At 59.1% G+C, this 25,850-nt stretch carries 26 protein-coding genes and 2 tRNA genes; 6 read left to right on the top strand and 22 right to left on the bottom strand.

Annotated features, from left to right (window positions below; all coding sequences use genetic code 11):
• Positions 1-6: 6 nt before the first annotated feature.
• The 4 genes from argS to HMPREF1494_RS05845 form a co-directional block, all read right to left on the bottom strand.
• Positions 7-1,797: an arginine--tRNA ligase gene (gene argS, locus HMPREF1494_RS05860; protein WP_034520851.1), complete on the bottom strand. Its 1,791-nt coding sequence runs from the start codon at positions 1,795-1,797 to the stop codon at positions 7-9.
• Positions 1,798-1,860: 63 nt separating this feature from the next.
• Positions 1,861-3,279, bottom strand: a complete 1,419-nt coding sequence (locus HMPREF1494_RS05855) for an amino acid permease (RefSeq protein WP_192917643.1) — start codon at positions 3,277-3,279, stop codon at positions 1,861-1,863.
• A gap of 237 nt (positions 3,280-3,516) precedes the next feature.
• The gene (locus HMPREF1494_RS05850; protein WP_003838747.1) at positions 3,517-3,906 is read right to left on the bottom strand and encodes a Rid family detoxifying hydrolase; all 390 of its coding nucleotides are present in this window, start codon (positions 3,904-3,906) and stop codon (positions 3,517-3,519) included.
• A gap of 44 nt (positions 3,907-3,950) precedes the next feature.
• A tRNA-Arg gene (locus HMPREF1494_RS05845) sits at positions 3,951-4,023 on the bottom strand.
• A gap of 137 nt (positions 4,024-4,160) precedes the next feature.
• On the opposite strand from HMPREF1494_RS05845, the gene HMPREF1494_RS05840 reads away from it, so the two are divergent.
• Positions 4,161-4,787: a hypothetical protein gene (locus tag HMPREF1494_RS05840; protein WP_034520846.1), complete on the top strand. Its 627-nt coding sequence runs from the start codon at positions 4,161-4,163 to the stop codon at positions 4,785-4,787.
• A 40-nt stretch (positions 4,788-4,827) separates the two neighbouring features.
• On the opposite strand, the gene HMPREF1494_RS05835 is transcribed toward HMPREF1494_RS05840, so the two are convergent.
• The 3 genes from HMPREF1494_RS05835 to HMPREF1494_RS05825 form a co-directional block, all read right to left on the bottom strand.
• Positions 4,828-5,796 (bottom strand): tetratricopeptide repeat protein, encoded by a 969-nt coding sequence (locus HMPREF1494_RS05835; RefSeq protein ID WP_003838741.1) that lies wholly within the window; start codon positions 5,794-5,796, stop codon positions 4,828-4,830.
• Positions 5,797-5,900: 104 nt separating this feature from the next.
• A complete protein-coding gene (locus HMPREF1494_RS05830) occupies positions 5,901-6,908 on the bottom strand; it encodes a hypothetical protein (RefSeq protein ID WP_034520843.1) in 1,008 nt (335 codons plus the stop codon).
• A complete protein-coding gene (locus HMPREF1494_RS05825; protein ID WP_034520840.1) occupies positions 6,908-8,041 on the bottom strand; it encodes a hypothetical protein in 1,134 nt (377 codons plus the stop codon). Before HMPREF1494_RS05825 ends, HMPREF1494_RS05830 begins: the two co-directional genes overlap by 1 nt.
• Before the next feature lie 68 nt (positions 8,042-8,109).
• Between HMPREF1494_RS05825 and HMPREF1494_RS05815 the strand changes: the two genes are divergently transcribed.
• Positions 8,110-9,078 carry an FKBP-type peptidyl-prolyl cis-trans isomerase gene (locus HMPREF1494_RS05815; protein ID WP_192917642.1) on the top strand — a complete coding sequence of 323 codons (969 nt, stop codon included), beginning with the start codon at positions 8,110-8,112 and terminating at the stop codon, positions 9,076-9,078.
• Positions 9,079-9,910: 832 nt separating this feature from the next.
• Here the strand turns inward: HMPREF1494_RS05815 and HMPREF1494_RS05810 are convergent.
• Genes HMPREF1494_RS05810 through HMPREF1494_RS05790 form a run of 5 tightly spaced genes read right to left on the bottom strand, consistent with a single transcriptional unit; the run spans position 9,911 to position 13,252 of the window.
• A complete protein-coding gene (locus tag HMPREF1494_RS05810; protein WP_034520833.1) occupies positions 9,911-10,546 on the bottom strand; it encodes an ABC transporter ATP-binding protein in 636 nt (211 codons plus the stop codon).
• A gap of 27 nt (positions 10,547-10,573) precedes the next feature.
• On the bottom strand, positions 10,574-11,236 hold the full coding sequence (locus tag HMPREF1494_RS05805) for a hypothetical protein (RefSeq protein WP_034520829.1): 663 nt from the start codon (positions 11,234-11,236) through the stop codon (positions 10,574-10,576).
• A complete protein-coding gene (locus HMPREF1494_RS05800) occupies positions 11,233-11,925 on the bottom strand; it encodes a hypothetical protein (RefSeq protein ID WP_034520826.1) in 693 nt (230 codons plus the stop codon). Before HMPREF1494_RS05800 ends, HMPREF1494_RS05805 begins: the two co-directional genes overlap by 4 nt.
• Entirely contained in the window at positions 11,918-12,844 is a 927-nt protein-coding gene (locus HMPREF1494_RS05795; RefSeq protein WP_231495350.1) for an ABC transporter permease, read from the bottom strand. Before HMPREF1494_RS05795 ends, HMPREF1494_RS05800 begins: the two co-directional genes overlap by 8 nt.
• Positions 12,845-12,859: 15 nt before the next feature.
• The gene (locus tag HMPREF1494_RS05790) at positions 12,860-13,252 is read right to left on the bottom strand and encodes a hypothetical protein (RefSeq protein WP_231495349.1); all 393 of its coding nucleotides are present in this window, start codon (positions 13,250-13,252) and stop codon (positions 12,860-12,862) included.
• Between the two features lie 215 nt (positions 13,253-13,467).
• Here HMPREF1494_RS05790 and HMPREF1494_RS05785 point away from each other — a divergent pair, with 215 nt between their 5' ends.
• Both HMPREF1494_RS05785 and HMPREF1494_RS05780 read left to right on the top strand, forming a co-directional pair.
• Positions 13,468-14,115, top strand: coding sequence for a response regulator transcription factor (locus tag HMPREF1494_RS05785; RefSeq protein ID WP_231495348.1), 648 nt, complete (start codon positions 13,468-13,470; stop codon positions 14,113-14,115).
• A gap of 33 nt (positions 14,116-14,148) precedes the next feature.
• The gene (locus HMPREF1494_RS05780) at positions 14,149-15,345 is read left to right on the top strand and encodes a hypothetical protein (protein WP_034520819.1); all 1,197 of its coding nucleotides are present in this window, start codon (positions 14,149-14,151) and stop codon (positions 15,343-15,345) included.
• A gap of 149 nt (positions 15,346-15,494) precedes the next feature.
• Here HMPREF1494_RS05780 and nucS read toward each other — a convergent pair whose 3' ends face one another.
• The 10 genes from nucS to HMPREF1494_RS05730 form a co-directional block, all read right to left on the bottom strand.
• Positions 15,495-16,199, bottom strand: coding sequence for an endonuclease NucS (nucS, locus tag HMPREF1494_RS05775; protein ID WP_034520816.1), 705 nt, complete (start codon positions 16,197-16,199; stop codon positions 15,495-15,497).
• Between the two features lie 114 nt (positions 16,200-16,313).
• Positions 16,314-16,592 carry a F0F1 ATP synthase subunit epsilon gene (locus HMPREF1494_RS05770; protein ID WP_003838708.1) on the bottom strand — a complete coding sequence of 93 codons (279 nt, stop codon included), beginning with the start codon at positions 16,590-16,592 and terminating at the stop codon, positions 16,314-16,316.
• Complete coding sequence (gene atpD, locus HMPREF1494_RS05765) at positions 16,592-18,076, bottom strand: F0F1 ATP synthase subunit beta (RefSeq protein WP_003838706.1); 1,485 nt, start codon at positions 18,074-18,076, stop codon at positions 16,592-16,594. The genes HMPREF1494_RS05770 and atpD overlap by 1 nt, the downstream gene beginning before the upstream one ends.
• Positions 18,077-18,084: 8 nt before the next feature.
• Positions 18,085-19,005, bottom strand: a complete 921-nt coding sequence (locus HMPREF1494_RS05760; protein WP_003838704.1) for a F0F1 ATP synthase subunit gamma — start codon at positions 19,003-19,005, stop codon at positions 18,085-18,087.
• 3 nt (positions 19,006-19,008) lie between these two features.
• Positions 19,009-20,637 carry a F0F1 ATP synthase subunit alpha gene (atpA, locus tag HMPREF1494_RS05755; RefSeq protein ID WP_003838702.1) on the bottom strand — a complete coding sequence of 543 codons (1,629 nt, stop codon included), beginning with the start codon at positions 20,635-20,637 and terminating at the stop codon, positions 19,009-19,011.
• Positions 20,638-20,710: 73 nt separating this feature from the next.
• Positions 20,711-21,538, bottom strand: coding sequence for a F0F1 ATP synthase subunit delta (locus HMPREF1494_RS05750; protein WP_003838701.1), 828 nt, complete (start codon positions 21,536-21,538; stop codon positions 20,711-20,713).
• Between the two features lie 30 nt (positions 21,539-21,568).
• Positions 21,569-22,090, bottom strand: coding sequence for a F0F1 ATP synthase subunit B (locus HMPREF1494_RS05745; RefSeq protein ID WP_003838699.1), 522 nt, complete (start codon positions 22,088-22,090; stop codon positions 21,569-21,571).
• A 56-nt stretch (positions 22,091-22,146) separates the two neighbouring features.
• Positions 22,147-22,374: an ATP synthase F0 subunit C gene (atpE, locus tag HMPREF1494_RS05740; RefSeq protein WP_003809874.1), complete on the bottom strand. Its 228-nt coding sequence runs from the start codon at positions 22,372-22,374 to the stop codon at positions 22,147-22,149.
• Positions 22,375-22,428: 54 nt separating this feature from the next.
• Positions 22,429-23,238, bottom strand: coding sequence for a F0F1 ATP synthase subunit A (gene atpB, locus HMPREF1494_RS05735; RefSeq protein ID WP_003838697.1), 810 nt, complete (start codon positions 23,236-23,238; stop codon positions 22,429-22,431).
• A gap of 423 nt (positions 23,239-23,661) precedes the next feature.
• Complete coding sequence (locus HMPREF1494_RS05730; RefSeq protein WP_034520811.1) at positions 23,662-24,696, bottom strand: homoserine O-succinyltransferase; 1,035 nt, start codon at positions 24,694-24,696, stop codon at positions 23,662-23,664.
• 180 nt (positions 24,697-24,876) lie between these two features.
• Between HMPREF1494_RS05730 and HMPREF1494_RS05725 the strand changes: the two genes are divergently transcribed.
• Together HMPREF1494_RS05725 and HMPREF1494_RS10995 are read left to right on the top strand one after the other, a co-directional pair.
• Positions 24,877-24,953: transfer RNA gene (locus HMPREF1494_RS05725), tRNA-Met, on the top strand.
• Positions 24,954-25,030: 77 nt separating this feature from the next.
• Positions 25,031-25,850: tyrosine-type recombinase/integrase (locus HMPREF1494_RS10995; protein ID WP_081724122.1), on the top strand; the 820-nt coding region annotated here is incomplete at its 3' end.

Genomic DNA, 25,850 nt, shown 5'->3' with positions numbered 1-25,850 from the left:
TCGGCCTCACATCCTGTCGGGGGCGGTGACGCCGAGTAGGTCAAGACCTTCGGCGATTACGGTCCGGACGGCGTCGTTGAGCTTCAGGCGTGCGGCGGCGCGGGCCGGTTCCGGAGCCTTGGCGATGCGCACGGCCTCGGCGTCCTCTCCACGGGCTTCCGGGTCGGTGAGTGCCATCGGCACCACGCGTTCCACGTTGTACCACTTGTGGTAGGTGGCGGCAAGGTCCTCAAGGTAGTGGGCCACGCGGTGCGGCGCGCGCAGATCGCCGGCTTCCCGAAGCAGGGCCGGCCACTGGGCCAAGGCGGCGAGCACTTCGCCATCGGCCACGGTGTCGAGCAGGCTCACGTCGGCGCCATCGTAGGTGATGCCGGCCGCGGCCGCGTTGCGGTCCACGTTGCAGGAACGGGCATGCGCATATTGCACGTAGTACACCGGATTTTCGTTGGAATGCGATGCAAGCAGGTTCAGGTCGATGTCGACCGGGGAGTTGTAGTCGGTGCGGGCCAGCGAGTAGCGGGAGGCGTCCACGCCGATGGCCTCGGTCAGATCGTCGATGGTCACGACGTTGCCGGCGCGCTTCGACATACGTACGGCCTTGCCGTCCTTCATCACGTTGACGAGCTGGCCGATGAGAATCTGCATGTTCCTGCCCGGTTCGTCACCGAATGCGGCGCACATGGCCATCATGCGGCCGATGTAGCCGTGGTGGTCGGCGCCGAGCATGTAGATGGCCACGTCCGCCGGATCGGCTTCGCGATGGCGCTTGTTGCGATAGTAGGCGATGTCGGCGGCGAAGTAGGCGTAGTTGCCGTCGGACTTGATGATCACACGATCCTTGTCGTCGCCATGCTTGGTGGATTCGAACCAGGTGGCGCCGTCCTTTTCGTAGATGTCGCCGCGTTCGCGCAGGTCGGCGATGGCCTTGTCGACCTCGCCGTCCGAGTACAGGCTGTTCTCGTGGAACCACACGTCGAAGTTCACGCGGAAGTTCTTCATGGATCTGCGGATTTCGTCGAACATCATCGGCACTGCGCGCTTGCGGAATTCCTCACGCTGTTCGGAGTCACCTTCGCCGAGCGGTTCGCCCTTGTCGTCCTTGCCGCCGTCGATGCGCGGCAGATCGAGGATGTCGATGCCGTCGGACTTGGCTTCATCGATGACGCGCTGCGCGATTTCATCGATATAGGCACCCCTGTAGCCGTCGATCGGGGTCTCTTCGCCGTGGGCGGCCGCCACGAGGGATTTGGCGAAACGGTTGATCTGCTCGCCATGGTCATTGAAGTAGTATTCGCGCACGACCTTGGCGCCATTGGCTTCGAGCACGCGGGCCATGGAGTCGCCGACGGCGGCCCAGCGAGTGCCGCCGATATGGATGGGGCCGGTCGGGTTGGCGGAGACGAATTCGAGATTCAGGGTCTCACCGCCGAGATGGTCGTTCTTGCCGTAGGCGTTGCCTGCTTCAAGCACGGCATCGACCACGGCCGCTGCGGAAGCGGAGTCGAGCACGATGTTGATGAAGCCGGGACCGGCCACTTCCACGGACTTGATACCGTCGGACTGGGCCAGTTCGGCCGCGAACAGCTCAGCCAGATCGTGAGGTTTCATACCGGCTTTTTTAGCCAGCTGCATGGCCGCATTGGAGGCCCAGTCGCCGTGTGCGCGGTCCTTCGGGCGCATCACGGTGAGCTTGGACACCGGGGGGATCAGCTCGTCGGTCAGGGTGCCTGCCTTACCGGCGGCAACGAGAGCATGGGCAATCTTGGAAATCAGTTCACTTAACGCTTCTGGGCTCATTCTCCCCAGTCTACCGAGCGCGCCGACAGAACCCCGGCCCGAGCCCGCACGCCTCTTCCTCTCCTAGTCGGAATCGGAGGAATCGAATCTGGTCTTGAGGTAGTAGCCGGCATAGCAGAGGGCCACAAACGGAATCATGTACAGCAGCGTGGAACGCTGGGAGGGGTCGAGTACGACCAATGCCAGAGCCCCGACGCACATCACGATCGCGGCGATCGGCACGAACGGATAGCCGGGCGCCCGGTACCTGAGTTCGTCAACCGCATGCCCTTCCGCCAGCCATTGACGGCGGAAGCGAATATGGCACACGGATACCGACGCCCACACCACCAGCGTAGCCAGACCCGACACGGCCACCAACGCCAGATACACGGTGGAGGCGGCCACTACGGAGGAAAGCAGCGCCAGCAGGCTTCCCGCCATGCTGAACATCACCGCGAACACCGGCACGCCATGGAAGTTCGTTCTGCCCAGCACACGTGGAATCATGCCCTCCCTGGCCAGAGACCACACCATGCGCGAACACACATACAGACCGGAATTCGCAGCGGACAGCACGGCCGTCAACACCACGAAATTCATCACGTCACCGGCAAACGGCATGCCTATCGACTGGAACACCAGCACGAACGGACTGGTGTCGACACCCGACTTGTGCCACGGAATCAATGCGGCCATCACCGCAATCGAGCCGATGAAGAAAATCGCCAGACGCAACACCGTCGTATGTACGGCCTTCGGAATCGCCCTCGACGGATCTTTCGTCTCTCCGGCCGCAACACCGACGACTTCGGTTCCCGAAAACGCGAACACAACCGTCAGCAGCGTCGAGAAAATCGGCAGCACACCGTTCGGCAGCCATCCGTCGGCGGAATAGTTCCCGAACAACGGCGCATGCGTATAGCCGGCGATCGGAATCACGCCGAATATCGCCAGCAAACCGATCACGATGAACGCAATGATCGCGAAGACCTTGATCGACGCGAACCAGAATTCCGATTCACCATACAACCGTACCGACAGTACGTTGAGCAACAAGACGACCGCGATGAACATGGCCGACCATGCCCAAGCGGGAGAATGCGGAAACCACCGTTGCATCAACAGACCGGCGGCCGTGAATTCCGAAGCGAGCGCCACCGCCCAATTGAGCCAGTACAGCACGGCGATGGTGAAGGCGGTGCCGGGGCCGATGAACCGCTTCGCATACAGGTGGAAGCTGCCGGCATACGGCATGGCCACCGACAGTTCGCCGAGGCTGAGCATGATGAAATATACGAGCACGGAGCCGATGCCGTATGCGATGATCGCGCCAAGCGGCCCCGCCTGATGAATCGTGTAGCCGGAGCTCAGGAACAGGCCCGTGCCGATTACGCCGCCCAGCGAGATCATGGTCAGATGACGGGTCTCCATCTTGCGTTCGAGCCCGCCCTGCTCGCGTTCGACCGCGGTTTCGTCGCCGCTTCCGGACTGCATGGTCATTCGTTCCAACTCCTTGCCTGCCTCCGCATGTGCGCCATGGCCGGGCGCATCCATCATGACATTACACGGCATGTCTGAAGTCGGCCGGGACGAATCGGCACGAACGAATGGAAGAGTAAGAGCGCCATACGCCGTTGTACGGCACCCGATTGGTGAGGAATCCCGCCTTACACGATGCCTCGGGCAATATGCGCGAGGCATTCCCATGCGGCGGGATTCGGCATACCGTCTGATGGATCAGAGAACCGCGATGGCGTCGATCTCAACAAGAGCGCCCTTCGGAATCATATTGTTGCCGAAGGCGACTCGTGCCGGCTTCACGGAGCCGATGAACGCCTGCGCATAAACGGCGTCGACCTCTTTGAAGTCCTCGACGTCCTTCAGGTAGATGGTGGCGCGGCACACATGTTCGATGCCGGTTCCGGCGGTGTCGAGAATGTGCTTGATGTTCTTCAGGGCCTGTGCCGCCTGCTCGCCCGCGGTGTCACCCGCCAGTTCGCCAGTGGTCGGATCGATGCCCAGCTGACCGGAGACGAATACGAATCCATTGGCCTTGACCGCCTGGCTGTATGCTCCTAGGGCGGCAGGCGCTTCGGAAGTCGCCACCGCTTCCATCTTCTCGCTCATATTTTCTCTCCTTTGAACGCACACCGTTGCGCGGCGAACGCGAGTGGGCTTGATGGGGATCGAACCCACGACCTTCTGTTCCGGAGACAGACGCTCTATCCACTGAGCTACAAACCCGTGCGTCACCCTACTTTACACGCTCTTTTCCGCAATATGCGCAATCGTGAGCAAATTCCGTTGAAAAAACCTGTGATTCGGCCGAAAAACATTACGTTCTCGCCGTTTTCCAAGAATGTCGACATTACACTGGGGCTATGGGAGAGCATATGAACGATTTCGAGTACACGCGCCGTTTCTTCTGCCGCGCGATGCCCACCGAATTGGATGATGGGGACAATCCCACTCTGATCGTGCAAAGCTATTACGTGCACGAAGGCGGCTACGCGCTGCGCGTACGGCTGAAGACGCGTTCCGTGCGTCTTGACATGTCGCCTGACGTTCAACCGTTGCAGATTCTGGAACGGTATCGCGACGACTTTCGTTCCGGCTCAATCAGCGTGAAGGGCCCTTCCGTCGGCGGCACGCGTTATGAAGCCAGCCGCGACATCGACGCCCGCATCGCCGGCGAACTGATCCGTCGTGGCGGCGAGGTGACCATCAAGAACCGGTTCAGCGATTGGATCGACGAGGATGGCTGGAACATCGACGTATTCGGCGGGGCCAACGCTCCCCTGATCATCGCCGAAGCGCAACGCATCGGACCGGTCACGAACCTGGTGATTCCGAAATTCTGCACCACCGAAATCACCGATCAGCCCCGCTTCAGCAACGAGGGACTGGCCGTGAAGCCATACTCGCTGTGGCAGTCGGAGTTCGAGCGGGAACTGGAGGCGCAGGGGCCCCGGTTCCTTGAACTGTTCGGCAAGAACCGCATGGAATAGCGGTCCGACCGCCATTGAGCGCCGGCCGCGATCAGTACGATCAGTACATGAGCGTGGCCAGACGGCGCCGCGCACGCTTCAGACGCTCATCGGACGGTTCCGGAATGGTGAAATATTCAAGCAGACGCTGGCGTACCGGCTCGATATCGGCCTTGTGCCCGGCGGCCACGAAATCCAGCAGACGATCGAAGGCGTCCTGAATCTGGCCGCCGATCATGTCGATGTCGGCCACGGCAAGCTGCGCATCCACATCATTCGGATGCTCGGCGGCCGCAGCACGCACCTCACGCACGTTGGCGGAGCCGGAACGGGCCAGCAGCAGCGCCTTCGCGCGTTCGCGAGCCGCGCGGGAGTCGTTCGGATCGGATTCCAGCACCTTTCCGTATGCGGCCGCGGCACCTGCATAATCGCCTTGCTGGGCCAACATGTAGGCCTCCTGATGTTCCGGCGGTATCTGGTCCTGGGCGGAAGCGGCGGATGCGGAATTGGCCGCATCGGAATCCGGATCGCCCGAATACGGCGCGGAACCGGTCACACCGGCCTGCTGGGCCGCAGCGATCAGCTTCGGCACCACGACTTCGGTGATCTGCTGCAGCTCCTCATCGGACGGCAGGCCCTGCAGAATCGGCATCGGACGACCGCCGATCAGTGCGAAAAGCGCCGGCGCTCCCTGCACTTGGAAGGCCTGCGCAATCGAAGGATTGGATGCGATGTCGATACGGGACAACTGGATCTGGCCGTTGAGCTGGTTCACGGCATCGCCCAGTTTGCGGGCCATGTCGAACAGACGGTCGTCGGTCGGCACCCACAGCAATAGCAGAATCGGGAACGTGGTCGAAGTCTGCACCATGGCCTGGAACGTGCCCTCCGTGGTGTCGATCACGTAGCCGCCCGCAGCCGGAGCACCGCCGGCCTGCCCGGGCTCGGCCTTCACCTGATGCTTGAGCGCCTCCAAATCAACGGCTCCAGCCAATGAAACTCCCGGATTGAACGGCCTTTGTTCTGCCATGATGCCTCCCAAGACACAAAAATCGTTGCTGGCACCCACTATAGGTACCAGCAACGATTTCAGTTCGGAGGTAGGGCCGCTTTCAGTTCCGGCCCGTCATGGCATCATTCAGACGCTTCGACCTTGATGGGCTGGCGTTCCGAGCCCACGGCGGTAACCTGCTTGCCCGTGTTCGCCTTCGGAATATACAGCGCCACGACGTTCACATACGTGGTCTTCATGATGCTGGTGGCCTTGCCGTCGCCGAACAACGCCTTTTCGGCGTCGGAGGCCGGCTGCGATTCGCGGCCTTCGCCGGCGGAACGCGTCCATTCGGAATTGATCTGAGCCACCACCAGATCACCGCCGTCGGAGGAGCGCATCACGCATATCGCGTCGTCCACCGGGGTGAAGGTCTGTTCCTGGGTGCCCTTGTTGAGTTCCATGGCCTTCTGCACCTGATCGGTCAGTTCCGATAGCTTCGTGCGCAGATCATCGTCGGCGAACTGCGAGGCATACTTGCTGTTCGCGCCGTGCTGCAACACGTCGGCGTATTCTTTGACCGCTTCCTTCGGCGTCATCAGCAGGCCGGAATCCTTGTCGGTGCCCTGCTGGCTGCCGAGGCTCGCAATCTCGAACTTCGGCATCTTCACACCGGAGAACAGGCGCGCCACACCCCACAGCTTGTAGTTCTGATGCGCGGAATCCTGCTTGAGCACCAGAAGACGCTTGGACTGCTGGTCTTCGGTGGTGGTGGTGATGGAGAACACTGTACGCGGCCAGCCGCTCTCGGTGGAGATGACGGTCTGCGCCAAATCGGTCGGAATGGTGGTCTTGCGGTCCAGATTGTCGGTGGCACGCGCCACTTCAAGCTCGCTGGTGCGAATGGTCAGTTCCGGGCCTGACAGGATCGTGCCGAGTTCATCGGTATTGCGATCCTGATTGTACTGGTCGAGTGTTTTGAGGATCTGCGTACGGATCTTCTTTTCCTGTTCCGCAGTCAGATTCGGTGCCGCGGAGGACGACGACGTGGACGACGACGCTTTCGGTAACTGGCCTTCGCAGCCGCCCATGCCGATCATCAGTCCGACGGCGAGTACGGCCGCCGCGATTTTGCTGAAACGCTTACTCATCACTTGGCCTCTTCCGTTTGATCGTTGCCGTCGGCACCGTCGTCGGTATTCGACTGTACCTGCTCCTGCGCGAGTCGCGCGAAATACGCCTGCAGCTCATCCGCCGAAATTACGGAGGTAGCCTCGCCGTCACTGTTGCCGGCGGTATCCGTGGTTGCGCCGCCATCGGACGGCACGGCGTTCGCCTGCTGATCGGCGACCAGATTGCGCGCCGCCGGATCGATGATGGTCGGCTGCTGATCGTCTGGTTCCTGAGTGCGTGCGCCGGAACGATGCGACGCATGGCGACGGCGCTTGCGCTTGGCCGTCGAGGCCTTTTCATTACGGGAGGCGCTGGTTTCGGCGTTCTTCACCCATGTCGACACCGCTTCGCTGTCGCCCTGTTCGGAGCCGACGCCGGCAACGGCCGCGGCCGCCCGATGACGGCGCTTGTGCGGAGGCATGGCGAAGACCGAGGCGGCAAGTATCGCCAGGATCACGAACAGACCGCCCGCGAAATACAACGGCATGGCGAAATCGGGAAGCGTCTGTCTGGTCCAATCCAATGAAACGGTGGCGTTCTTCGCATCACCGAAATCAATCAGTGCAACGGCATTGGTGCCGTCATCGGTCGAGGTGCCCTTGATCTGCAGATTGGCGGTTCCGTTTCCGCATGAGGTCTTCGTCCACATATCGGAGTCCTGCACCGCCACCTGGTTGTCGGATTGGTCCGCGGTTCCCTGGGCCGCGGCCTTTTGCGTGGATAGCGCGGACCAGTCGGACAGTCCGGTGATACGCGTGTATGGCGTGCCTGCAATCCAGCCGGCGACATCGCGGGCCGACCCGATGACGATGCATACGTTCGCGGATGCATCCGAGGCCTTTGCCGTGATGTTCACGCGCTTGTCGATCAGGGAAAGCACACCAGGATCGGTCACGACATAGCGTGAACCGTTCACCGACGAACTGGCGGTGATCCGCGCGCTCGGCTTCCACATGGTGGCGTTCAATACGCCGAGAACGATGCACGCGACGGCGAGCAAACCAAGAATGGGCGTAACGATGCCACGCATGATCTTGGCATGGCGCGTGGGGCCTGCCTTGACCTGTGGCTGTTCTTGTTCTTCTTGCGGTAAAGTCATAGCACCAACCATTCTACAGTCTCCCCATATAAAGCCCCCTGAACCGAGGAAAATCAAGGTTTGCCGGTATGGTTGAACCCATGCGCAGAACTACTTTCCTGAAAGCCGCAGCGGCAGCCTGCACCATGATCATGTGCCTGGGCGTCTCAGCCTGCGGCAATGGCTCCGATTCGAAGGCCTCGTCCTCCTCATCGGCCTCGTCATCCGCGTCTTCCTCCAGCTCATCATCGACCAAAATGCATCAGGTCGCGGGCGTGACCGCCACCGGCGAGCTCGGCAAGAAGCCGACCGTCGCCTTCAAAACCCCGATGACCGTCGAGAACAACAGCTACGCCATCCTGCAGAAGGGTGACGGCGCCGTCATCGAAGACGGCGACCGCGTATGCTCGCAGGGCATCGCCATCAATGTAAAGGACGGCTCGGAACTCATGAGCACGTGGGAGAAGAACACTCCGGATTGCTCCACCGTGGTCTCCTCCGACACCAGCCAGATGACCGCGGCCTACTACAATCTGATCAAGGGCCAGAAGCTCAACTCCACCATCGCCATCGGCGTCAATGATTCGAATTCCTCGGGCACCTCGTATCTGATGGTGCTCACCTTCGTGTCCAAATCGAAGGATCTGACAAAGGCCGAAGGCACCAAGGTCATGGATGTGCCATCCGACCTGCCGAAGGTGACGCTCGACAAGGACGGCAAGCCGTCGATCGACATGAACGGCTACAAGGGCTCCGATTCGCTGGTGTCGCAGGACCTGATCAAGGGCAACGGCGCGGAGGTCAAGGACACGCAGACCGTTGTGGCGAATTACACCGGCTGGCTGCTTGACGGCACCCAGTTCGATTCCTCCTGGGACCGTGGCGAATCCAGCTCCTTCTCGCTGGACAGCGTAATCAAGGGATGGAAGCAAGGTCTGGCAGGCCATACCGTAGGCTCGCAGGTGCTGCTGGTCGTGCCGCCGGATCTCGGCTATGGGAACAAGAAGCAAAGCTCCATTCCGGCCAACTCCACGCTGGTGTTCGTGGTCGACATCCTCGCCGCGTACTGATCCGCCGTTCAGGTGCATCATCCGATAGTGGGGGCCTTCCCGTTTTGCCGGGAAGACCCCCACTCGTCATCCACGCACTCCGCACATACGTGCCCCTACCCATACACCCCATACATATTCCCGCCCCGTCCATCGCCAGCGAATCAGTCACCCCAATCTACCGACACTCAGCACACCCCCACCGTCGGCAGATTGGGAGATACCCAAACAAGTACGGGAATACCCAGACATACCCGTGTAGACAGGGATATACCCAAACTGCCGACGCTCACGGGGTACTCACCGTCGGCAGATTGGGGAACACCCATGCAGAAAAGGGACATACCCAATCTACCGACGCTCACAGGACTCACACCATCGATAGTTTGGGAGAAATCCAAACCACCGACGCTCACAGGGTACTCACCGTCGGCAGATTGGGAGGTAACCGAACAAAGTAGGGGAAATACCAGAAATACCCGTGTAGACAGGGACATACCCAAACTGCCGACGCTCACAGGACTCTCACCGTCGGCAGATTGGGAGATAACCGAGTAAGTATTAGGAGAAATCAGAAATACCCAAACTACCGATGCTTACGGGGTGCTCAGTGTCGGTAGTTTGGGAAAATGCCCATACGATTTGGGAAATATCCCTACGAAAAGGGGATACCGGACTGGGGATGTTCCGGAATCTCCGTGAGAACAATCCGAAGGAGTCGTCGAATAGGGTCTCACGACGTCTGAAGAGCCTCTTCAAAGGCAGTGGCGGATTCGTTCGCAGTCATATTCCCGGCATAAATCGAATTCCCTCGATTCCTAGTATGGAACCTGACACTTATCCTGAAAGCTCCCTAGTCGTCAACGCTCAGCATGCCTTCACGCATCGTGTAGATATGGTCGGCGATCTGGTTGAGCTCGTCGCTATGGTGGGATGCGATGATGACGGTATTGCCCTTGTCGCGCTGATGCCGCATCTCCGCAAGGAACATCGCCACCGATTCCTGATCCAATCCGTTCGTCGGCTCATCCAGCACAATCAGATGCTGATGCTCCATCAGCGCCTGTACGATGGCCAGTTTCTGACGCATGCCCAGCGAATACGATTTCACCGTGCTGTCGGCATGCTCCAACAGGTCGAACAGTCTCAACAGCCGTTCCGTTTCCTCCGGGTCGAAATCCCTGTTGATGCCGGCCAGATACTTCAGATTCTGCATACCGGTCTCCTGCAACACGAACCCGGGATTCTCGATGATCACGCCCACGGAATCCGGCAGTTTCCGGTTGAATTCCACTGCTTTGCCATTGATGGTCACCGTACCCGCATCAAGCCGGATAAACCCGCAGATCGCACGAAGCAGCATGGTCTTGCCTGACCCGTTCGGCCCTACCACGCCATAGATCCGCCCACGCTCGAAACCTACGCTCACATCACGCAGCACGGCCTTGCCCTTGATGGTTTTCGACACGTGATCAAGATCGACATACATGATTGCTCTCCTTACGAGATGAATGATTCAAATGATTTCCAGCCGATCGAACAGCACGTAATTGGCCGTGACCAGCACAATGGTCAGAATGCCCAGCACCGCACCCCAATTCGGCACAAGCAGTGAGGATTTCACAAGCCAACGCATCACCGGCGCGCAAGACAACGGCGCAAGGACCATCATCAATGCCGCAAGATAGCCATAGGCGCGATTCCCACCGAGATAGCCAAGATTGATGGTCAGAACCAGCACCAACAACGTCCACCCCGCGCACACGGCACCAAGCGCCAACGGCGCACGCGACGCGTAGACCACACGAAACGCCACGATCAGCTGCACGCCTGTGTAGGCGAGACAGTACGCCAACACTATGGCGCAGTATCCAAGGAATCTTGACAGTCCGCGGCGGCGACGCACATACACCATCGTCTCGGGAACGCTGAGGTACGTCGAAGGCTGTTCCAGCAGCAACGCCACGCCGAACACCATGAATCCGATGGCATACATGTTGCCTTCCAAATGGGAGGACGCCAGGTCAAAATCAGGAACGCGGAACATACCCATGAAGACCCGGTAATCCTGACCGCTCGTATAGAAGCGGTACATCATCACCGCGTATACAAGTGCAAGCATCAGGCGAATGCCGTTGCCTTCGCGCACTATCTGGACTATCCGCTTCCAAGCCATCATGACAGCTCCAATCTGTCGCTACGGTCGAACGCGGCCACGTTTGCCATCGTTAGCAGTATGCAGTAACCGATGAAAGGCGCTACTTGCTGGACAAGCACCGCCACCAGGGAATCGCCGATCGGATACCAGAAGTAGAAGGCATATCGGGTCAGGTCGCCGGGCATCGGCTTCAGACAGAAATCGGCGATGATGGGTATGGCGATGACTGGCGGCAGAATCTGCCCCCACGCTATACCCAGGTTCATCAACAGCCATACCAGCAGTGCGACCGATGCATTCATCATGAGCAGTTGCAGCAGCATGATCGTGCATAACGACCATTGCCCAAGATCGTTCATGCCCTCTTTGAGCATATTCGCCACGACAAAAAAACCCCAAGCGGCTACGGACACGACACCTGAAACGAATACCAGCCAGAAGGCGTTCAGATGGAATTCATCTCGCGGGTTCCGACGCACCCGTTCGAACGCGCCGAAACGCGCGCAACCCATGCAGAACAATATGAGATTCGCAGGCAGAACCACACGCTCCGCAATCTCCACCATGCAACCCCGGTACAACACCGGCAACGGCATGGACTGCTGCAGCACCGACAGATAGTATGCCGATCCACAGGCCACCGCAATCCACATGAGACGTCTCGCACGCACGGAAACACGCCTGATCGGCACAAACAGGTCGTTAATCATGGCGTTTCCTTTGCAACCAGCACAATGCGGCGACCATCGCCGGAAGGCCGACCAGGGTCATGGCGATGCCGATAAGATTCGCAACGTTGGCTCCGGGTGTTTCGAAGCCATCAAAGCCGAGATAGAGGATAGGATTCAGCTCCTCCACATGGCTTGAGAAAGGACATATGGAGGGAAGCCGGATTATCCCCGGAAGCATCCACCACAGCAGCAGGAAGGCGACCGGCACCAGCACTTCCACGTTCCGATGCCTCACAAACGGCGAAATAGCAACGGCCATGCATGCGAACAAGCCTGACAGCACCGTCATCAGCAGACCGGCAACAGCTATACATAGCAACTGGTTGAACCGGTATATCGGATAGATCCAGCCTTCAGACGAAATCAGAATGAATTGGAAGCTCGCGACATCGACGTCCGTGCTTTCCACCCCATCGATGAATGAGAGATGAGGGTTCCCGGCAGCGGCGAGAAGAACACTCATGACGTAGGGAAGCACCCCTCCAAGAGCTCCCAAGAAAAAGCCCGAGCACAAGGAGGTACGTTCCACGACGCCGTAGCTTGAACGAGCTTGCAGGAACGTCAATCTGCCGCTGCGACGTTCCACGGCCAGCGTGCTTCCTCCGGCCAACGCAGCCAGGAATGGGAACAGAAACTGATATAGCGTGGTCCCGCTGCCATATGTCGAGAACAATAATGTCTCGTCCAAAAACGTCGGCTGATGATATGGCAGCCTGTATCCCGCATGCCGCATCGTCCACCACTGGAACACGGCCATGAATACCGCCAGCGCCAACACCAGCAGGAAACGGATGCTCAATAACCCGCGTCTGATCTGCCCACGAAGCAAAGCACCATTGACCATTCTCACACAACCTTCTCCAACGATTCGACGGTTGGAGGTGCAAACATCACGCACCTCCAACCGTCGACTTCAGACAGAATCCGGGCTCCAAACGCCCCAGGCCTGAGTCACGTCGTTGTACTTAGCCGTATTCTGCAGCCTGAGATGAATCTGGCACGGCTTATATCCATTATTTTCAAAAGCATACTGACTGATTTTTCTTGACTGGCCAGTTGTGAAGTTCACCGTACTCGATTTCACATCGTTATTTGAATAGCCTGGTGCCCAAGCCCGAATCGTACGATTCTTTGTAACGAAGTCAGCTTTGATATACGCATAGGATGAATCCTGCTTCTGCCGATTTGGAGTATCTGATGTCTCCCAATTTTTTAAGTATGCGCTCCATGCGGTATCGCCATGATTGTTGGCCATGGCAGGAGCCGCGAAACAGCACATAGAGGCAACAGCAGCGAAAAGCGCCACACAGCATCTCATTATTCTGCTCATACGTAACGATTTCATCATCGGAACCTTCCTTCTGCGATGTCTTGCAAAGCCGAGTGCCTTGCGGAATCCACTGTAGAGAAACTGCATTGGGAGCCATAGGTCGTCTGCAGATAACTGCAGAAACCGCTGCACCACGAAACGGCCGACCGACGCAACCTCGAGCGACGCGATACACTGCAACCATGGCACTCATGGGGAATACGAACATTCGCAGCATACGCATCGGTGTGCTCGACAACGATGCCTGCGCATTGAATTACATCATGCTGATGCTCAAGCGGCTGGACCATCGAAATGGCATGAAGCTGGATCTTTGGTCTACGACCTTTCCAACGCGTGCACTGCAGGAATGCCGGCATGGCTTGCAGCACACAGACATCCTATTGCTCGACATGGCCTTGAATGGCGTCACAGGTCCGCAGATCGCGCAATTGCTCCGTCGCGCTTCACCCACCACAGCGGTCATCGGCATGACCTCATACGAACCGGAACTGTACCAGGCAGAGGCAACGCAAGCCGGCATCACAACGATATTGGACAAGACGACGATTGCCGACGATCTTCCCGAGGCAATCGCCGCCGTATTGAATGCTCCCCCGGAATCTTGCGAAACCTCACCCGCATCATACGGAACCGAAGCTCCGCTGCCGAAACTCACCGACGCCGAGCAGCGGATTCTTATGCTCAGCGCATCGGGCCTGAATGCGAAACAGATCGCGGCACGTCTGGGCATCTCCGTCGACACCGTCTTTTCGCATCGACGAAACATCAAGACGAAATTCCACATCTCCGATTGGCATGACGTCGTCGCGCAATGCCGGAACAGGCATATCATCTGAATGATGCTGCCAGCGGCCCGAATCGAGGAACCTATGAAGCAACCCACCACGCTCCGCCTTCCTTGCCGCACTCCAATGCCACGTACCGCACTCGCCGCGTTCACCTGCCTGTTCGGCCTCGCCGCCGTCATCGTTATGGGCGTCGACTGGTCTCTCGATGCCGCACAATGGCCGAAATACCTGTGCTGCGTCATTATCGCCGTCCTAAGTACGGCATGGTTCGCGTTCGTGCCGGATCATGGCTGCTATCTGGTCATAGCCATGAGCGTGGGCGATTTTCTTGTCGGCGGAACAGCTTTCGCTCCGGTTCTGCTATTGGCCTTGCTCGCCATGGGCTCGATCGGATATGCGAACCTTATCGAAGGCGTTTTGGCGGGCATCGCGCTGCTCGCCGCCGTTTTCTTCTCCCCCTATGCCGTTGCTTTTCCCACAATCGACAATAATCTGCTCTCCTTCCCCTGCCTCATCGCGTTGACGCTATGCATCAGCATGCTCATTCGCAGGAATGGGGAACGGCAACGCCAACTGCAGCGGGAACAGGCTCTGCTGGCCAACGCGGGAATCGCTCAACGCCTGCACGACTATACGACGAATGATCTGGGAGATATCGTCATGATGGCCGATCACCAGCTCACAACATGTGACGACGGGCAACGGGAAGTGTGGACGAATGTCAGGAAGCTTGCGCTTGATGCGCTGGCGCATACCAGAAAAGCCATCCTCACGCTCGAAAGCAACAGGCCGGCGGCCGGGCAGAACGACGGCACCAATCAAGACGACCATGAATGGCGGACTCTGCAACAACAGGCCAACGACATGTCTACCGAATCCAGTGGGCTCTCCGAACTCGACGAACTCATCACCGTATGCCGAGGCAATCTGGCGGCGAACGGGTGTGCCGGAGAGGTGCTCCGTCTCGGCGTGGAGCCTACGTCAATCGATGGCAAGACTGCACCGCTTATCATCGGTCTCGCCCGCGAACTGTTCGGCAACATCGCCAAACATGCCCGGGCATATGCCGGCTATACCATGCTGATCAGTTGGACCGACGCCGCTTTCGTGATCGAGCTTTCCGACGTTCCGAAACCGAGTGCCGATGCCGGTCTGCGGTCCGGCCTGGAACGATACCGTCGGACCATCGAGTCGATGCAGGGGCAATGGAACGTCGAGAGTGCGGACGACCATTGGAGCATCCATGCAGAGGTTCCGTATCGGCGCACAATCTGTTGACACCCATAGAACACGATTGAGAAAGTCCTGGAAGTCGCCCGACACTCAAACTGGGCCAATTGCCCCAATCTACCGACGCTTACGGGGCGCTCACCGTCGGTGGTTTGAGAACGCCGGCTTGGGATTGGGGAAACTTCCCGGAATCTTTGTCAGAACAGACGCAGGGAGTCGTCCTCCACGCCCTTCATCTCCTCGTAATCGAGGATCAGGCAGCGGAAGCCACGGTCCTCGGCGAGTACGCGGGCCTGCGGGGTGATGGTCTGCGCGGCGAAGATGCCACGGACCGGAGCAAGCAGCGGATCGCGGTTGAGCAGTTCGCAATATCTGGTGAGCTGCTCGACGCCGTCGATACCGCCGTTGCGTTTGATCTCGATGGCCACATGCGTGCCTTCGGCGTCGGTGGCCATGATGTCGACCGGGCCGATGGCGGTCGGATATTCACGACGCACGAGCTTCGCTCCCTTGCCGATACGTTCGATCTGTTCGGCCAGATAGCGTTGCAGATGATCCTCGACGCCATCCTTGGTAAGTCCCGGGTCCTCGCCCAGATCGTAGGATTCGTCGGAATAGATGTGCTGCAACGTCACCTCGAGCACGTCGTTCGACTTGTCGGCCGAGGCTCGGATGACTTTCTGTGGCACGGCGGTGTCGACGTCATCGTCGGCATTGTCGGGCGTGATGTCCTTGATGGTGCAGGGCGCGGCCATCCAGTTCAGCGGCTTGTAGGAGCCGAGTTCGGAGAAGATCAGCAGGCTGTTGTCCGCCTTGATCAGCAGCACGCGTTTGGCAAGCGGCAGGAAGGCGTTCAGTCGTCCGGAATATTCGGCGGAGCAGTCAGCAACAATAATTCGCACGAGGCACTACCCTACCATGACCGGATGTGGGCGAGCGGGATCCCGTATACGCAAAGCGGCCTCCCGCCTCGATTGAGGAGGAAGGCCGCTTGCAATCGCGCTGCCTGAAAGGGATTACTCGGCGCGCTTGACGTCACGTCCACGCTCGACCGCAACGGTGAGCTTGTTCGAGTCGAAGGAGATGAAGCCGTCGGTCACTTCGAAGGAGTGACGTTCGCCTTCCGGATCCACCACTACGATGGTTCCTTCCTTGATCACGGTCAGCACAGGCTCGTGGTCGGGCAGGATGCCCATTCCGCCCTCAGAGGCCGGAATGGTAACGGACTTCGCCGTACCGTGCCACACGGGGTGGTCGGCGGCGACGATGTTCACCTGCATGATCGATCCGGCCATCACGCACCGAATTCCTTCTGCATGTCGTGCCACTTCTTCTCGAGATCCTCGATGCCGCCGATGCCGGAGAACGCCTGCTCCGGAACGTCGTCATACACACCGTCGCAGATGCGGGTGAAGGCTTCGATGGTCTCGTCAGCCGGCACGTAGGAGCCCGGACGACCGGTGAACTTTTCGGCGACGTAGAAGTTCTGGCCAAGGAACTGCTCGATCTTACGGGCGCGGTTCACGGTGGTCTTGTCTTCTTCGCCGAGCTCGTCGATGCCGATCAGGGCGATGATGTCCTGCAGCTCCTTGTTACGCTGCAGAATCGCCTTGACGCGGTTCGCGCAGTCGTAGTGGGCCTGGCCCACGTAACGCGGATCGAGGATTCGCGAGGTGGAGCTCAGCGGGTCCACTGCCGGATAGATGCCCTTGGAGGCGATGTCACGGGACAGCTCGGTGGTTGCATCCAGATGGGCGAAGGTCGTTGCAGGGGCCGGGTCGGTGTAATCATCGGCCGGCACGTAGATGGCCTGCAGCGAGGTGATGGAGTGGCCGCGGGTCGACGTGATTCGCTCCTGCAGCGAGCCCATCTCATCGGCCAGGTTCGGCTGGTAGCCCACTGCGGACGGCATACGGCCGAGCAGGGTGGACACCTCGGAACCAGCCTGGGTGAAGCGGAAGATGTTGTCGATGAACAGCAGCACGTCCTGGTTCTGCACGTCACGGAAGTACTCCGCCATGGTCAGTGCGGTCAGCGGCACACGCAGACGGGTACCTGGCTGCTCATCCATCTGGCCGAAGACCAGTGCGGTCTTCTCGAGCACGCCGGCCTCGTCCATTTCGCCGATCAGATCGTTGCCCTCACGGGTACGCTCGCCGACGCCGGCGAACACGGACACACCGCCGTGGTTCTGGGCGACTCGCTGGATCATTTCCTGGATCAGCACGGTCTTGCCCACGCCTGCGCCACCGAACAGACCGATCTTGCCGCCCTGCACGTACGGGGTCAGCAGGTCGATGACCTTGATGCCGGTCTCGAACATCTGGGTCTTGGACTCCAGCTGGTCGAATGCCGGCGGGTTGCGGTGAATCGGCCAGCGCTCGGACACGGTGATGGTCTCGCCGGGCTTCTTGTTGAGGATGTTGCCGGACACGTCGAACACGTGGCCCTTGGTGACGTCACCGACCGGCACGGAGATCGGACCGCCGGTGTCGTGTACGGTGGCGCCGCGCACCAGGCCATCGGTCGGCTTGAGTGCCACGGTGCGCACGGTGGAGTCGCCGAGGTGCTGTTCGACCTCGAGGGTGATCTTGTGCGTGGTCTCGCCCTCTTCGTGAGCGCCGGTGTTGGTCAGCTCAACGGTAAGTGCGTTGTAAATGTCGGGCAGGTGGCCCACCGGGAATTCGACGTCGATGACCGAGCCCTGGATGCGCGTAACGCGTCCAGCGGTCGGCTCTGCAGCCGTCTCGGGAGCCGCTGTGGTCTGATTGTCAGCCATATGCGTTCCTACTCTTCCTTCTTATTCAGCGCGTCGGCGCTGCCGATGATTTCGGTAAGTTCCTGGGTAATCGAAGCCTGGCGGGAAGCGTTGAGCTTGCGGGTCAGGTCGTCGATTAGGCTGCGGGCGTTGTCTGTGGCCGTATGCATGGCGTTCTGTCGGCTTGCAGTCTCGGATGCCGCCGCGGTGAGCAGGCATTCATGGATGCGGGACTGAATGTACTTCGGCAGGATCGCGTCAAGTACTTCGTCGACGTTCGGTTCGAACGCATAGAGCGGGGTCGCGGCGTCGGCATCGGATTCGGACACAGGACCGGAGCCCTGCTGTTCCGGAAGCACGAGCTCAACGGGCAGCATACGCAGCACACGCACCTTCTGGACCACCATATTCACGAATTCGGTGAACACGATGTAGAGTTCGGAAACCCCACCCTGGTCCGCCGGCTTCATATAGGCGTCCATCAGTGCCTTCGAGATGGATTCTGCGACTTCCACGCCGGGCTGGTCGGTATCGCCCTCCCAAGTACCGGCAACATCACGGTTGCGGTACTTGTAGTACGTCACACCGCGGCGACCATACACATACAGTTCCGGCTGCTTGCCTGCCGCGTCGAGGCGGGCGAGCAGCGATTCCGTTTCGCGGATGATCGAGGAGGTGTACGGGCCTGCCATACCACGGTCCGAGGTGAGGGCGAGGACAGCCACGCGAGGGTTGTCCTCGTCCTTCTTCACGATCGGATGATCGATATGGGTGTGCGCCACCAGCGCTTGCACGGCGTCGAAAATCGCATCGGTATACGGCTTCGCGTTCAGGGCCACGTCACGTGCCTTGGCGATATGCGAAGACGCGATCATCTCCTGCGCGTTGAAGATTTTCTCCAGCGACGCAGTGGAGGCGATCCTAGATTTCAATGCGAGTTGCGAGCCCATGAATCACTTCTCTCCTGCGACGATCTTTTCCTGCTCAACCGGAGTGGCGTTCTTGACGTCAGGCTTCTTCTCGACCAGCGGTTTGCCCGCGCTGGTCACGAAGGTCTCACGGAACGCTTCCACGGCCTTGTCGAGGGCTGCCTCGGTGTCGGCGGTGAAGTCTTCGGTCTCACGGATGGTCTTGAGGATATCGGTGTTGTGATCCAGATAATCCAGCATGGCCTTCTCGAACGGCAGCACGTCGCCCAACGGCAGGTCATCCATCTTGCCATGGGTGCCGGCCCACACGGAGACGACCTCCTGCTCCATCGAGTACGGGGAGAACTGAGGCTGCTTCAACAGCTCGGTCAGATGCGAACCACGGTTCAACTGAGCCTTCGAAGCCGCATCCAGATCGGAGGCGAACATGGCGAAGGATTCCAGCGAACGGTACTGTGCCAGCGAAATCTTCAGCGTGCCGGAGACCTTCTTCAAAGCCTTGGTCTGGGCGGCGCCACCGACTCGAGACACGGAGATGCCGACGTCCACTGCAGGACGCTGGTTCGCGTTGAACAGGTCGGACTGCAGGAAGATCTGGCCATCCGTGATGGAGATGACGTTGGTCGGAATGTACGCGGACACGTCGTTCGCCTTGGTCTCGACGATCGGCAGACCGGTCATCGAGCCGCCGCCGAGGTCATCGGAAACCTTGGCGCAACGTTCGAGCAGACGGGAGTGCAGGTAGAACACATCGCCCGGGTAAGCCTCACGTCCCGGCGGGCGGCGCAGCAGCAGGGAGATCGAACGGTAGGCTTCGGCCTGCTTCGACAGATCGTCGAAAACGATGAGCACGTGCTTGCCGTTGTACATCCAGTGCTGTCCGATGGCGGAACCGGTGTACGGTGCGATGTACTTGAAGCCTGCGGAATCGGATGCCGGGGAGGCCACGATGGTGGTGTACTCCATGGCGCCGGCCTCTTCGAGGGACTGCTTCACCGATGCGATGGTGGAGCCCTTCTGGCCGATGGCGACGTAGATGCAGCGGACCTGCTTCTTCGGATCGCCGGATTCCCAGTTACGCTTCTGGTTGATGATCGTATCGATTGCGATAGCGGTCTTACCGGTCTGGCGGTCGCCGATGATGAGCTGGCGCTGGCCACGGCCGATCGGCGTCATTGCGTCGATGGCCTTCAGGCCGGTGGACATAGGCTCGTCAACCGGATGACGATGCATAACGTCAGGTGCCTGGGCCTCGAGAATACGACGGCCTTCGGTCTTGATTTCGCCAAGACCGTCAATCGGGTTGCCTAGCGGGTCCACGACGCGGCCGAGATAGCCGTCGCCGACGGGCACGGAGAGCACTTCGCCGGTACGACGCACTTCCTGGCCCTCCTCGATACCTGCGAAATCGCCGAGGATAACCACACCGATCTCGCGGGCGTCAAGGTTGAACGCCAGGCCAAGCGTGCCGTCTTCGAAGGTCAGCAGCTCATTGGCCATGCAACCAGGCAGTCCCGTCACGTGCGCAATGCCGTCGCCAGCAGTCGCGACGTAACCGACCTCCTGGGTCGGCGTATCCGACGGCTTGTACGACTCGACGAAATCATCGAGCGCCTTGCGTATCGTGGTGGGATCAATGGTAAGTTCTGCCATGATCACTCCTTATTGTTGTTTTTAAATTCAGTCAAGTCTTGTTTCAGGCTTGTTCACCGTGCGGCGAACCGCGTCAGGCGGTTGCCTTCACCGTGCGCTGAAGATGCTGCAGTTGTGCGACCACCGTGTTGTCGGTGACCTCGTCGCCCACCTGGATGCGCATACCACCCATGACGGTCGGATCGACCACCGAGTTGATATGCACCGGATGGCCGGTCTTGGCCGAGTAGACGGCGACGAGCTTGTCGACCTGCTCATCGGTCAGTGGCTTTGCCGTGGTGACGGTGACCATGGACTCGCCCATATGACGGGAGAGCTTGTTGATCAGCCACTGAATGGTCTGCAGATAGCGACGATTGCGCAGATTGCAGGTCGCATGCTCCGCCAGACGCTTGGTCACCTGATTGAAGTCCGCATCGCCAATCAGGCTGTACAGCAGCTTGATGCGGGCTTCGGCGGGGACGGTTGCGTCATAGAGCTTGGATCGTACGACCGGAAGGTTGAGCAGTGCGGAATGCAGCTGGGCAAGTTCAATGGAAACCTGCAGCGTGGCATTGGTGTAATCCGCGTAGTACATCATGCCGTCAACGCCGAAATCCTCCACGGCGTTGGCGATGTCGGACACGCGGCTCCAACGGCGGGATACCAAATCGCTCATGATCTCCATCGTGAGCGGATGGGACTGTTCGCCGATCAGGGTCTTCAGCACTGCGACCTTGTCTTCGACAGGGCGCGACGGGTCGGTGAGGGCACGTTCAAGCTGGATGTTGTGGTCGAGCACGCTGGTGATCGTGAACAGCTCGTTCCCGATACGCCATGCATCCTCGCCGGAGCCACGCAGCTTGGGGGCCAGCGAGTCACGCGAAACGCGATCTGCGATGCGCGATGCCTCTCCTCGCATTGGTCACCTCCCTTTCTTGAAGGTCTTCAATCACTTCTTGTCGCTGTCCATGTCGGCGATCATCCGGTCGATCATCGACGACTGCACATCATCATTCTCGAGCTTGCTGCCCAGGATCTTGCCGGCCAGTGCCGTTGCCAGCACGCCGACCTCACCCTTCAGGCTGACCAGCGCCTGCTGCTGCTGAGATTCGATGGAGCGCTGGGCGGTGGCGGTGATCTGCGCGGCGTCGCTCTCGGCACGGGAGCGTGCGTCAGCGATGATGTGCGATGCCTCCGCACGTGCATCATCACGGATCTTGGAAGCCTCGACGCGGGCGGTGCTCAGCTGGGCCTCGTACTTCGCCTTGGCTTCATCGGCATCCTTCTGGGCCTGCTCGGCCTTGGCGATGCCACCCTCGATCTTCGCGGCGCGCTCATCGAACACGGCCTGGAACTTCGGCAGGAAGAACTTGTAGAAGAACACGGCGACGATGATCAGAATGACCAACGACCAGAAAATGTCGTAGCTTTTCGGAAGGAACAGTTCCATCTCGCTAGCTGCGGTCACCATAGTGTCTTCCTCCTTTCACGTTCGTTTGCGTCTTCGGTGTTACCTTGGGTCAAGGCTTACTTGATGAAGGCGAGCACGAAGCCGAGCAGTGCCAGCACCTCGACGAATGCCAGGCCCAGGAACATGAGGGTCTGCAGACGGCTACCGAGCTCAGGCTGACGGGCGGTGCCTTCGATGGTCTTGCCGATCAGGATGCCCAGACCGATGCCAGGGCCGATTGCGGCGAGGCCGTAGCCAACGACGTTCAGGTTGCCGGCAACCTCAGCGAGGGTAACGATATCCATGATTGTTTCCTTTCTGGTTATTGCTTAGCAAAGCAACACTTACAAAGCCGGCGATCAGTCAATCTCCGGATAGCTCATATTGATGTAGGCGGTGGTCAGGATGGCAAAGATGTAAGCCTGCAGGCAGGCGACCAGCGCCTCGAACAGGAACATGAACATGCCAGCGGCAAACGTGATGATGCCGAACGGCATCATGAGCTTGTTCACCACATCAATAAGGAAGAACTGCGTGGCCGAGAGGCACAGCGCAAGGATCAAATGGCCCGAAACCATGTTGGCGAACAGTCGAATCGTCAACGAGAACGGGCGGATAATCAGCAGCTCAAGCAGCTGAATCGGGGACAGCAGAATGTAGATCGGAGCCGGCACGCCCTTCGGGAAGATCTCATCCCTCAGGAAGTGGCCAAGGCCCTTTTCACGGATGCCGGCAATCCAGTACTGGCAGAAGCACCACATGGCAAACACCAACGGCAACGTGATGGACGCGCTTGCCGCGATATTGAAGCCCGGAATGATGCCGCACAGATTGAAGATCAGCAGCGTGCAGAACACGGTGGTGATCATCGGCACATAACGTTTGCCGCGCAACTCGCCCATCACCTGATAGACGATGTTGTCGCGGACGAATTCGATCAGCCATTCGACTGCGCCCTGCCAGCGGCCGGGAATGAGCTTTGCACGGCTAGCCGTGATACCGAGAACCAGCATCATGATGACGGTCGCGAGAATACGGACCAGAATGATGCGGTTGATGGCGAACGGCGTGCCCTGGAATACGAACGGATCGGGAAGGAAGTCATTGATACTCGGCATCTCGGGACCATCAGCAATGGTCAGCATGCCCTCTCCCAATGCACCAATCATTCACGCCTCCTGCTCTTGTGTCAGCTGTTAGTTTAGCCCAACAACCGAGTCGAATGTGACGTTCTGGTTACTAAACCAGTTCGTCCTTCGAAGCATGTGCCAACGTGACCGGAGCCGCATCGACACATTCAACTCCGAATGGCTGGAAAGGATTATTAGCCTGTGTCTCGACAACATCTCCACGCACGGCTCCTCCTTTACTGCCATCTGACGTTTCCGGCGTTTCGCACGGAGCTGCGACAACTAGACACGGCTTCATGTTCTGTCGGTGGCGTCAACGTTTCGTCGTTAACCATCATTAATGATAAAACGCTTTATCGAAGTCTATCCCACCTTTGGAATACCAAGATAAACACTAGCAGACGTATCGCAATCGGAAAAATTCCGAATACGACATGGCCGGCCTGGAAGACGCGACCTGAATCAGCCCCGAATCACACCGTATCCATCGCGCGAGAACGGCGTGAACGCGTCGACGCGCGGACTTCCGGGCTCATGCCGAATGGAGCGATCCGTACCAAGGCGTTTCTCGGCGCGCAACTGCGGCACCTCGCCCAAATCGTACGGCGTGGTCTGATAAACCCAATTCAGCCAGTTGCGCCACAGCAGATTCGCATGGGCGCGCCAGGCGAACACCGGCTCGAGCTGCGGATCGTCATGCGGGAAGTAGTTCTCGGGGAATGGCACATTGGTCATGCCCTTCTTCATATCACGCTCATACTCTTCGGAGAGCGTATATTTACCGTATTCCCAGTGACCCAGCGCGAACACCTCGGAGAAATCTCGCGTGGCGATCAGCCCCGGACCGGACTTCGGCCCCCAGGTAAGCACCTGCAGATCCGGATTGCGCGCGATGTCGCCCTCATCCACACCGGCAAGACGAGAATGCGGCTGCAGGCTGATCTCATCGAAACCGTTCGTCAGAAAGCAGTACTCATCCTGCAGATACTGCGAGAACACTCCGAAGATCTTCTCGGGAAGATTCACCTTGCGCACGCCGTAACGGTAGTTGAGCGCACCCATCGCACCCCAGCACAGATACATGGTGGAGAAGACGTGACTGCCCGCCCAGTCAAGAATCCGCTTGAACTCGTCCCAATAATCAACCTGTTCGAAGTCAAGATGCTCCACCGGCGCGCCCGTCACCACGAAGCCGTCATAATAATTGTCTTCGAAAGTATCGAGCGTCTCGTAGAACTTCACCAGATGGTCGGCGCTCACGTGCGTGGCCTCATGCGTAGAGGTCTTCATGAAGTCGATCTCGACCTGCAGCGGACTCTTCGAAATCAGGCGCAGCAGCTGCGTCTCCGTCTCGATCTTCTTCGGCATGAGATTCAGGATCACCAGTTTCAGCGGGCGCACACGCTGACGCTCCGCTTCTGGCTTTTCAAGCGCGAAGATTCGTTCCGAATCGAGGATGGCTCTGGCCGGCAGGCCGCTGGGGATCTTGATAGGCATAGTCCCTATTATGGTGCGGGCACGGATATGGAACGCTCCCCTAACGGGCCTACCGATATAGGAAATATTGATAATGCGTTATCCGACGGGGGTTCACGACATCAACCAATCACGACACGCCGACTTGACATTTATTCGCTCATTCGTAAAGTAGATAGAGCTGTCACGAAGACAAGCCGTCGCGGGGTGGAGCAGCTCGGTAGCTCGCTGGGCTCATAACCCAGAGGTCCTAGGTTCAAATCCTAGCCCCGCTACCAATCGGGGTGGCCGTCAGATCATTCATCTGACGGCCTTTTCTCTTATCCGAACAACATCAAGAGCACAATGGTGTGCCATGCACAGGTCACAGGCAACGCCCCTATGGGCGGAATACATCAACGGCTGGCTCGACTCGCTCAAAGCCGCCGGATACTCCACGGCGACACTGCATACGAGACGATGCCAGATGACGACCATGGGCAACGCGCTCGGCGGATCGCCTCTTGACGTGGGCGGCAACGGACTGGTCGGATACTTCGCCTCCAAGGAATGGAAACCAGAAACGAGGAAGAGCGCGCGTAACGCTACGGTGAGCTTCTTCCGGTGGATCAGAGCGCACGATCTGCGCGATGACGACCCCAGTCGGGAACTACCGAGCGTGCGCAGGCCGCAGGCACATCCACGCCCATGCCCCGACAAGGTCATCCTCTCCGCCCTCTCCAAGGCCAACGACGAGGAGCAGCTGATGTTGCGACTCGGTGCCGAATGCGGATTGAGACGCTCGGAGATCGCCTCGGTGAGTTCCACCGACGTGATGGACGATCTGGTGGGCCGCAGCCTGATAGTCCGAGGCAAGAACGACAAACAGCGTCTGGTGCCCCTACCGGACGATCTAGCCGACCTGATTATTGAACATCACGGCTATCTGTTCCCCGGCAGATGGCAAGGACACGTCGAAGCCAGCTACATCGGCAAGCACCTGTCCCGGCTCCTTGATGGCTGGACGACGCACAGTTTGCGCCACCGGTACGCCACCCGCACCTACGAAGCCACCCACGATCTGTTGCTCGTTTCCAAGTTGCTCGGTCACGCGAGCGTGGAGACCACGCAACGCTACGTGGCGATGCCCGACGAACGGCTGCGCGCCGGACTGGAGGCGGTCTCCCTCGGCGCAT

The sequence above is a fragment of the Bifidobacterium sp. MSTE12 genome (assembly GCF_000513015.1).
GTDB lineage: Bacteria > Actinomycetota > Actinomycetes > Actinomycetales > Bifidobacteriaceae > Bifidobacterium > Bifidobacterium dentium.
Note: the sequence above shows the minus strand (reverse complement) of the source record. Positions and strands in the feature narration are given on the sequence as shown.

Bases quoted from the DNA above. Each gene is read 5' to 3' on its own strand.
- argS (WP_034520851.1), bottom strand. From the start codon at position 1,797: ATGAGCCCAGAAGCGTTAAGTGAACTGATTTCCAAGATTGCCCATGCT.
- HMPREF1494_RS05855 (WP_192917643.1), bottom strand. From the start codon at position 3,279: ATGACCATGCAGTCCGGAAGCGGCGACGAAACCGCGGTCGAACGCGAG.
- HMPREF1494_RS05850 (WP_003838747.1), bottom strand. From the start codon at position 3,906: ATGAGCGAGAAGATGGAAGCGGTGGCGACTTCCGAAGCGCCTGCCGCC.
- HMPREF1494_RS05840 (WP_034520846.1), top strand. From the start codon at position 4,161: ATGGGAGAGCATATGAACGATTTCGAGTACACGCGCCGTTTCTTCTGC.
- HMPREF1494_RS05835 (WP_003838741.1), bottom strand. From the start codon at position 5,796: ATGGCAGAACAAAGGCCGTTCAATCCGGGAGTTTCATTGGCTGGAGCC.
- HMPREF1494_RS05830 (WP_034520843.1), bottom strand. From the start codon at position 6,908: ATGAGTAAGCGTTTCAGCAAAATCGCGGCGGCCGTACTCGCCGTCGGA.
- HMPREF1494_RS05825 (WP_034520840.1), bottom strand. From the start codon at position 8,041: ATGGTTGGTGCTATGACTTTACCGCAAGAAGAACAAGAACAGCCACAG.
- HMPREF1494_RS05815 (WP_192917642.1), top strand. From the start codon at position 8,110: ATGCGCAGAACTACTTTCCTGAAAGCCGCAGCGGCAGCCTGCACCATG.
- HMPREF1494_RS05810 (WP_034520833.1), bottom strand. From the start codon at position 10,546: ATGTATGTCGATCTTGATCACGTGTCGAAAACCATCAAGGGCAAGGCC.
- HMPREF1494_RS05805 (WP_034520829.1), bottom strand. From the start codon at position 11,236: ATGATGGCTTGGAAGCGGATAGTCCAGATAGTGCGCGAAGGCAACGGC.
- HMPREF1494_RS05800 (WP_034520826.1), bottom strand. From the start codon at position 11,925: ATGATTAACGACCTGTTTGTGCCGATCAGGCGTGTTTCCGTGCGTGCG.
- HMPREF1494_RS05785 (WP_231495348.1), top strand. From the start codon at position 13,468: ATGGGGAATACGAACATTCGCAGCATACGCATCGGTGTGCTCGACAAC.
- HMPREF1494_RS05780 (WP_034520819.1), top strand. From the start codon at position 14,149: ATGAAGCAACCCACCACGCTCCGCCTTCCTTGCCGCACTCCAATGCCA.
- HMPREF1494_RS05770 (WP_003838708.1), bottom strand. From the start codon at position 16,592: ATGGCCGGATCGATCATGCAGGTGAACATCGTCGCCGCCGACCACCCC.
- atpD (WP_003838706.1), bottom strand. From the start codon at position 18,076: ATGGCTGACAATCAGACCACAGCGGCTCCCGAGACGGCTGCAGAGCCG.
- HMPREF1494_RS05760 (WP_003838704.1), bottom strand. From the start codon at position 19,005: ATGGGCTCGCAACTCGCATTGAAATCTAGGATCGCCTCCACTGCGTCG.
- atpA (WP_003838702.1), bottom strand. From the start codon at position 20,637: ATGGCAGAACTTACCATTGATCCCACCACGATACGCAAGGCGCTCGAT.
- HMPREF1494_RS05750 (WP_003838701.1), bottom strand. From the start codon at position 21,538: ATGCGAGGAGAGGCATCGCGCATCGCAGATCGCGTTTCGCGTGACTCG.
- HMPREF1494_RS05745 (WP_003838699.1), bottom strand. From the start codon at position 22,090: ATGGTGACCGCAGCTAGCGAGATGGAACTGTTCCTTCCGAAAAGCTAC.
- atpE (WP_003809874.1), bottom strand. From the start codon at position 22,374: ATGGATATCGTTACCCTCGCTGAGGTTGCCGGCAACCTGAACGTCGTT.
- atpB (WP_003838697.1), bottom strand. From the start codon at position 23,238: ATGATTGGTGCATTGGGAGAGGGCATGCTGACCATTGCTGATGGTCCC.
- HMPREF1494_RS05730 (WP_034520811.1), bottom strand. From the start codon at position 24,696: ATGCCTATCAAGATCCCCAGCGGCCTGCCGGCCAGAGCCATCCTCGAT.